This window comes from Mycobacterium sp. E740 (genome assembly GCF_001672895.1).
Lineage (GTDB): Bacteria > Actinomycetota > Actinomycetes > Mycobacteriales > Mycobacteriaceae > Mycobacterium.
The window spans coordinates 26,767-32,806 of sequence record NZ_LZKP01000215.1; the positions used below are offsets into that span (position 1 = coordinate 26,767).

Below are 6,040 nucleotides of genomic sequence, written 5' to 3' on the forward strand. Positions count from 1 at the left end.
AAAAGTGCGATATATAAGTTGGTCGTTACGTCGGGACGCGGGTGAGTAACACCCGCTAAGGAGGCCAATCAGATGTCGGAAAGGTCGGGGACGACGATGAAGGTTGCCTACGAAGACGTTCAGGCGCACTACGACATCTCCAACGAGTTCTTCGGCCTCTTCCAGGACCCGACGCGCACGTACAGCTGCGCGTTCTACGAGCGCGACGACATGACGCTCGAGGAGGCGCAGCTGGCCAAGATCGACCTCGCCCTCGGCAAGCTCGATCTGCGGCCCGGGATGACGCTGCTCGACGTGGGCTGCGGCTGGGGTTCGATGATGAAGCGGGCGGTCGAGACCTACGACGTCAACGTCGTGGGCCTGACGCTGAGCCGCAATCAGTGCGCGCTCGGTCAGCAGATCCTCGACGGCATCGACACGGACCGCTCCCGGCGGGTCCTGCTGAGAGGCTGGGAGGAGTTCGACGAACCCGTCGACCGCATCGTGTCGATCGAGGCGTTCGAGGCGTGGCCCAAGTCGAAGTACAAGGCGTTCTTCGACACGTGCTACCGGGTCATGCCCGACGACGGCCGGATGGTGTTGCAGACGATCATGGGCCATCCGCTCAAGCGCTGGCCGGAGTTGGGCATCCCGATCACGATGACCGACCTCAAGTTCATGCGGTTCATCGCCAAGGAGATCTTCCCCGGCGGTGCGGTGCCGTGCGACGAGGACGTCGTCGAGTACGCCGGCAACGCGGGTTTCACCATCGCCGACCTGGAGACGATGACCCCGCATTACGTGCGCACGCTCGACACCTGGGCCACCGCCCTGGAGGCCGCCAAGGAGCAGGCGATCGCGGCGACCTCCGAAGAGGTGTATGACCGCTACATGAAGTACCTGATCGGCTGTTCGGACTTCTTCCAGCGCAACGTCAGCTACGTCGGACAGTTCACGCTGACCAAGAACTAGTACGCACCGAAAACGAGCGCGACGTTGTTGCCGCCGAGGCCGAACGAGTTGCTCACCGCGTAGCGGTAATCGCCGCGCCGGGGGCTTCCGGTGACGACGTCGAGGTCGACCCCGGGGTCGAGGTCTTCGAGATTGAGCGTGGGCGGGACGACACCGTCACGCAGGGCCTGCACCGTCAAGACGGCTTCGACCGCCCCGGCCGAGCCCAGGGAATGCCCCAGGGCGGCCTTCGGCGCAAACACGGCCGGGTTGTGCCCGCCGAGCGCTCGGCGGATTGCGCACGCTTCGGCGAGGTCGCCGTCCACGGTCCCGGTGGCATGGGCGTTGATGTGGCCGATGTCGGTGGGCGCCAGGCCGGCCAACTCGATGGCGCGCGCCACGGCGTCACCGGCGCGGATCCCGTCGGGATCGGTTCGCACGACGTCATATCCGTCGGAGGTGACGGCCGCACCCAGCAGCCGGGCCAGCGGTTCGGCGCCTCGCGCCAGGGCGTGCTGCTCGGTCTCGACGAGCATCAGCGCGCCGCCCTCGCCGAACACCATCCCGTCGCGGTCCTTGTCGAACGGGCGACAGGCGCCGGCGGGGTCGTCGTTGTTGGTCGACAACAGTGCCTGCAGGCTGAACGCCGCGACCGGCACCGCCTCGATCTGCGTCTCCACCCCTCCGCAGATCACCGCGTCGGCCTCACCGAGAACGACGTGCTGCCATGCCTGCGCGATGGCCGCGGCGCCCGATGCGTCGGCCATCACCGGTGAGAAGATCCCGGCCTTGGCCTGTCGGTCCAATCCGACCGCAGCCGCCGGTCCGTTCGGCATGTACATCTGGACGGCCAGCGGCGAAACGGCGCGCAGCCCCTTCTTGCGCCAGAGGTCGTGCTGAAGGGGGATCTCCTCGGTACTGCCCAGCGCCAGCCCGACCGACACCGCCAGCCGGCGGGTATCGATCTCGGGTGTGCCAGCCGCTTCCCAGAGGCGGCGGCTCAGGATGGTGGACATCTTCTGCATGTACGACGTCCGGCGGCGCTCGACGCGGCTGAGTTGCTCGTCGAAATCCTCCAGGATCGCGCCCCCGATACGTACCGGCGAATCGAGCTCGCGGACGAACCACTTGTCGAGGGGCCGGATGCCGCTTCGGCCCTGCTGCAGTAACTGCCAGGTCTGCTCGGCGTCCGTCGAAAGTGAGGTGCTCGACACGAACGCGGTCACCACGACATCTGGGAATGCGTCGCCAGTCCTCAGCGCGGCCATGCCCGGTACTCCTTGTTCCGTCCACTCGCCAGCTGAATATGTTGGTATCCCTGAACACCTTAGAACCCTCACGGACGATGGACGACCTGTGCCTGAACTCAATGTGCTCGGCGAGCCGCTCGAGCCGTGCGGCTCCGACCCGATCACCGGTTTCTACCGCGACGGCTGTTGCTCGACCGGACCCGAGGATCTCGGCAGCCACACCATCTGTGCCGTTGTGACAGCGGAATTCCTGCGGCATCAACGTTCGATCGGCAACGACCTGTGCACCCCGCGCCCGGAGTACCGCTTCCCCGGCCTGCAACCGGGTGACCGCTGGTGCGTCACCGCGGTGAACTGGCTGAAGGCTCATCAGGACGGCTTCGCCGCGCCGGTGGTGCTGGCGTCGACGCACCAGCGCACGCTCGAAGTGATCTCGCTGGACGCGTTGCGCGAGTATGCGGTCGACGTGCCCGACGACCTCGGATCGCTGTAGCGGCCTTTGGTGCATTCCGGTCGCCGATCGGCTGATTCGGCCATACCGTGTCGCCATGACAGATCACACACCCACGGTCACCACCGGACACCCGCCCGACGCGGTGATGCGTGCGGTCAACACGACGCTGCGGTTCCTGTTGCGCACTCCGCTGGCCGGCCCCTTGGGCAATCGGTTCATGGTGCTGAACTTCAGGGGTCGAAAAACGGGGCGCCAGTTCTCGATTCCCGTGAGCGCGCATCACATCGACGACGGGCTCTACGCGCTCGCCAACGCGGGATGGAAGAACAACTTCCGCGACGGCGCCGACGCGGAGGTGGTGCACGGCGGGAAGACTCGCACGATGCGCGGAGAACTCATCACCGATCCGGCGGTGGTGGGCGATCTGGCGCACCGGCTCGCGCAGTCCTACGGCCCCCGGCGTGCGCAGACGATCATGGGCCTGAAGTTTCGCGAACAACGGGTTCCGCCTGTCGAGGACTTCCGCGAGGCGGCGGCGCGTGAGAAACTCGCCGCGATCCGGTTGCGCTGACCCGTCCGGCGCGGCTCGGACCCGTCTTGTATGAATTGAGACCTGACCTCACCGCTTGATCGGAGGTACCGGGTGTCAGTGTCCGAGTCCGAGTCCGACTCCGAGTCCGAGCCGCAGGAGCCGCGCGACGAACTGGCCGTCGTCGCGCGCGGCATCTCCCAGCGAGGACCGTGGGGCCCCGTATACGGCCCTCTCGACTTCGACATCGCCGCAAGCGGTGTGACCGTCATGGTGTGCCCGCGCGGCTCGGGGCGCACCGCGCTGCTGATGACACTGGCCGGGCGGATGAAGACGCGAACCGGCTCGCTGACAGTGTTCGGTCGCCGCAACGCCCGCGAAATCTTCGGTGTCGCAGCGCTTTCCGGAATCGATGAACTCGACGAGGTCGCCGAGTCCGTGACCGTCGCCGACGTGGTGACCGAACATCTGCGATGGAACTCACCGTGGTACCGGCGGGTGCCGCGTGCCCGTAACGCCGAACTGGCCCGGGTGTGCGCACCGGTCTTCGGGCCGCTGGCACTGCCGACGCTCGATGACTATGTCGAGGAACTGTCCGAACTCGACCGCCGGCTGCTGCGCATCGCACTGGCCAACGCCGAACGCCCGCCGCTGCTGGTGGTCGCCGACCTGGACCGCGTCACCAGCGACCGGCATCGCGCCCTGCTACTGGACCGACTGGTCGCACTGGGCCGAGACCAGACCGTCGTCACCGCATCGGTCAACGGTGTCCCCGCCGACTCGGGCGTGCGCGCCCAACTGGTGGTCGACACCGTCGCGGTGGCAGAACCCGTCGCCGAAGAGCAGAAAGGTGGCCGTTGACCATGCTGGCCGGTCTCTCGCTGGGCACCGACATCAAGCGGTACTCCCGCGGGGCGATGCCGCGCATCGCCTTGGTGACGATCGTCGTGCTGCCGCTGCTGTACGGCGCGATGTACCTGTGGGCGTTCTGGAATCCCTTCGGGGAGGTGGACAAGGTGCCGGTCGCCTTGGTCAACGTCGACCGCGGCGCGATGGTGCATGGCACACAGTTGCGGGCCGGCGACGAGGTGGCCCGCGGGCTGTCGGACTCCGGCCAACTGGACCTGGCCGAGGTCTCGGCCGAGCAGGCCGCCGACGGTCTGGCCGACGGCCGCTACTACTTCACGATCACGGTGCCGCAGGACTTCAGCGCCGCGATCGCGTCGTCGGGCTCGGACAGCCCGCACAAGGCACAGATCCGGTTCACCTTCAACGACGCGAACAACTATCTCGGCTCGATCATCGGCCAGAACGCTGCCCGCGAGGTGATCAACGAAGTCAACGCCCGAGTCGGCGCGCAGACGGTGAACACCGTGCTGACGATGGTGACCGACGCGGGGAAGGGTTTGCACCAGGCCGCCGACGGGGCCGGCCAACTGGCAGCCGGACTGGGCACTGCCGACGACGGCGCTCACCAGCTCGCCTCGGGGTCACGGCTGCTGGCCGACAACCTCGGTGTGGCTCGCGCCGGCGCGGCGAAGCTCGCCGCAGGCACGAATGAACTGTCCTCGGCGGTCACCGCGACCACCGACCCGCTGCTGACGACGCTCGACATGGTCGGCGACCTGAAGGTCGACCCGCAGGTCGTCGGTGAGGCCGCAAGTCACCTGAGTGCCTCGGCGCGCTCGCTCACCGACCGCATCGCTGCACTCAACGTCGACTACGCACGCGCAGCGGGAGTCATCGACCAGGTGGTCGCCGGGTTGGGGGCGAACCCCGACCCGGCCGTCCAGCATCTCGGCGAAGCTCTGGCCCGGGTCCGTACGACGCTGGCCGCCAACGGAATCGACCCGGCCACCGACGAGGGGTTGACCCGGCTGCGCGACGGGGCCGCTCGGTTGGAGAACGACCTTGCCGATCCGAACAGCCACCTGCGCACCGTGCTCACCAAGGTCTTCGACGGCGGGCTCAAGACTGATCTGGTGAGGCTGCGTGACGGCGTCACCGCTCTCGACGACGGCGCACACCAGTTGAGTTCAGGGTTGGTGCAGCTGACCGACGGCGGTGAGCGACTGGCCGACGGAGCCGGTCAACTGGCATCGGGCGTCGACCAGTTACACGACGGCGCAGCGCTGTTGGCGAGCAAGCTCCAGCAGGGCGCCGACCAGGTTCCGTCGTGGAGCCCGCAGCAGCGCTTGAAGGTCGCCACGAATCTGTCCACGCCGATCGCGCTCGACGAGCGGACCGACAACCGCGCGGTCACTTTCGGGACCGGCTTCGCGCCGTTCTTCTTGCCGTTGGCGTTGTTCATCGGCGCGCTGATCGTCTGGATGTTGTTGACCCCGTTGCAGGCTCGACCGGTCGTGCACGGTCTCAACGCGCTGCGGGTGGTGCTGGTGTCCTACTGGCCGGCGGTGCTGCTGGCGTTGTGCCAGGTGTTGGTGATGTACACGGTGGTGCACTTCGGGGTGGGCTTGCAGCCGAAGTACCCGATCGCGACGATCGGCTTCCTCGGGTTGATCGCGGCGACGTTCCTCGCGTTGATCCAGGCGCTCAACGCGGTGTTCGGCGTGGCGATCGGCCGGGTGATCACGCTGGCGCTGCTGATGCTCCAACTGGTCTCGGCCGGTGGTATCTACCCGGTGGAGACCACTGCCCGACCGTTCCAGATCATTCACCCGTTCGACCCGATGACCTACGCCGTCAACGGTTTACGGCAGCTGACGGTCGGCGGCGTCGATCACCGCTTGTGGTTGGCGATCGCCGTTTTGAGCGGAATCCTGCTGGCGTCACTGGCCGCCACCGCGTGGGCGGCGCGGCGAAACCGCCAGTACACCGTCGAGCGGCTGCATCCCCCGGTGGAGGTGTGAGTCTGCG

Annotated in this window: 6 protein-coding genes; 5 read left to right on the forward strand and 1 reads right to left on the reverse strand. The window is 67.2% G+C overall.

The annotated features are described in order from the left end of the window. Positions 1-72: 72 nt before the first annotated feature. The gene (locus tag A5663_RS20880) at positions 73-951 is read left to right on the forward strand and encodes a cyclopropane mycolic acid synthase family methyltransferase (RefSeq protein WP_068153636.1); all 879 of its coding nucleotides are present in this window, start codon (positions 73-75) and stop codon (positions 949-951) included. On the opposite strand, the gene A5663_RS20885 is transcribed toward A5663_RS20880, so the two are convergent. Beyond that, on the reverse strand, positions 948-2,198 hold the full coding sequence (locus A5663_RS20885; protein ID WP_068153637.1) for a KasA/KasB family beta-ketoacyl-ACP synthase: 1,251 nt from the start codon (positions 2,196-2,198) through the stop codon (positions 948-950). The two genes, A5663_RS20880 and A5663_RS20885, sit on opposite strands and share 4 nt — an antisense overlap. Positions 2,199-2,286: 88 nt before the next feature. Between A5663_RS20885 and A5663_RS20890 the strand changes: the two genes are divergently transcribed. From A5663_RS20890 to A5663_RS20905, 4 genes are all read left to right on the forward strand, one after another. Then, the gene (locus tag A5663_RS20890) at positions 2,287-2,673 is read left to right on the forward strand and encodes a DUF2237 family protein (RefSeq protein WP_068153638.1); all 387 of its coding nucleotides are present in this window, start codon (positions 2,287-2,289) and stop codon (positions 2,671-2,673) included. Positions 2,674-2,728: 55 nt separating this feature from the next. After that, entirely contained in the window at positions 2,729-3,205 is a 477-nt protein-coding gene (locus A5663_RS20895; RefSeq protein WP_068153639.1) for a hypothetical protein, read from the forward strand. A 78-nt stretch (positions 3,206-3,283) separates the two neighbouring features. Then, positions 3,284-4,024: an ATP-binding cassette domain-containing protein gene (locus tag A5663_RS20900; RefSeq protein WP_231976859.1), complete on the forward strand. Its 741-nt coding sequence runs from the start codon at positions 3,284-3,286 to the stop codon at positions 4,022-4,024. Between the two features lie 2 nt (positions 4,025-4,026). Then, on the forward strand, positions 4,027-6,033 hold the full coding sequence (locus A5663_RS20905; protein ID WP_068153640.1) for a YhgE/Pip domain-containing protein: 2,007 nt from the start codon (positions 4,027-4,029) through the stop codon (positions 6,031-6,033). The last annotated feature ends 7 nt before the right edge of the window (positions 6,034-6,040 follow it).

Excerpts from the sequence above, each read along its gene's own strand:
- A5663_RS20880 (WP_068153636.1), top strand. The coding sequence starts at position 73 with ATGTCGGAAAGGTCGGGGACGACGATGAAGGTTGCCTACGAAGACGTT.
- A5663_RS20885 (WP_068153637.1), bottom strand. The coding sequence starts at position 2,198 with ATGGCCGCGCTGAGGACTGGCGACGCATTCCCAGATGTCGTGGTGACC.
- A5663_RS20895 (WP_068153639.1), top strand. The coding sequence starts at position 2,729 with ATGACAGATCACACACCCACGGTCACCACCGGACACCCGCCCGACGCG.
- A5663_RS20905 (WP_068153640.1), top strand. The coding sequence starts at position 4,027 with ATGCTGGCCGGTCTCTCGCTGGGCACCGACATCAAGCGGTACTCCCGC.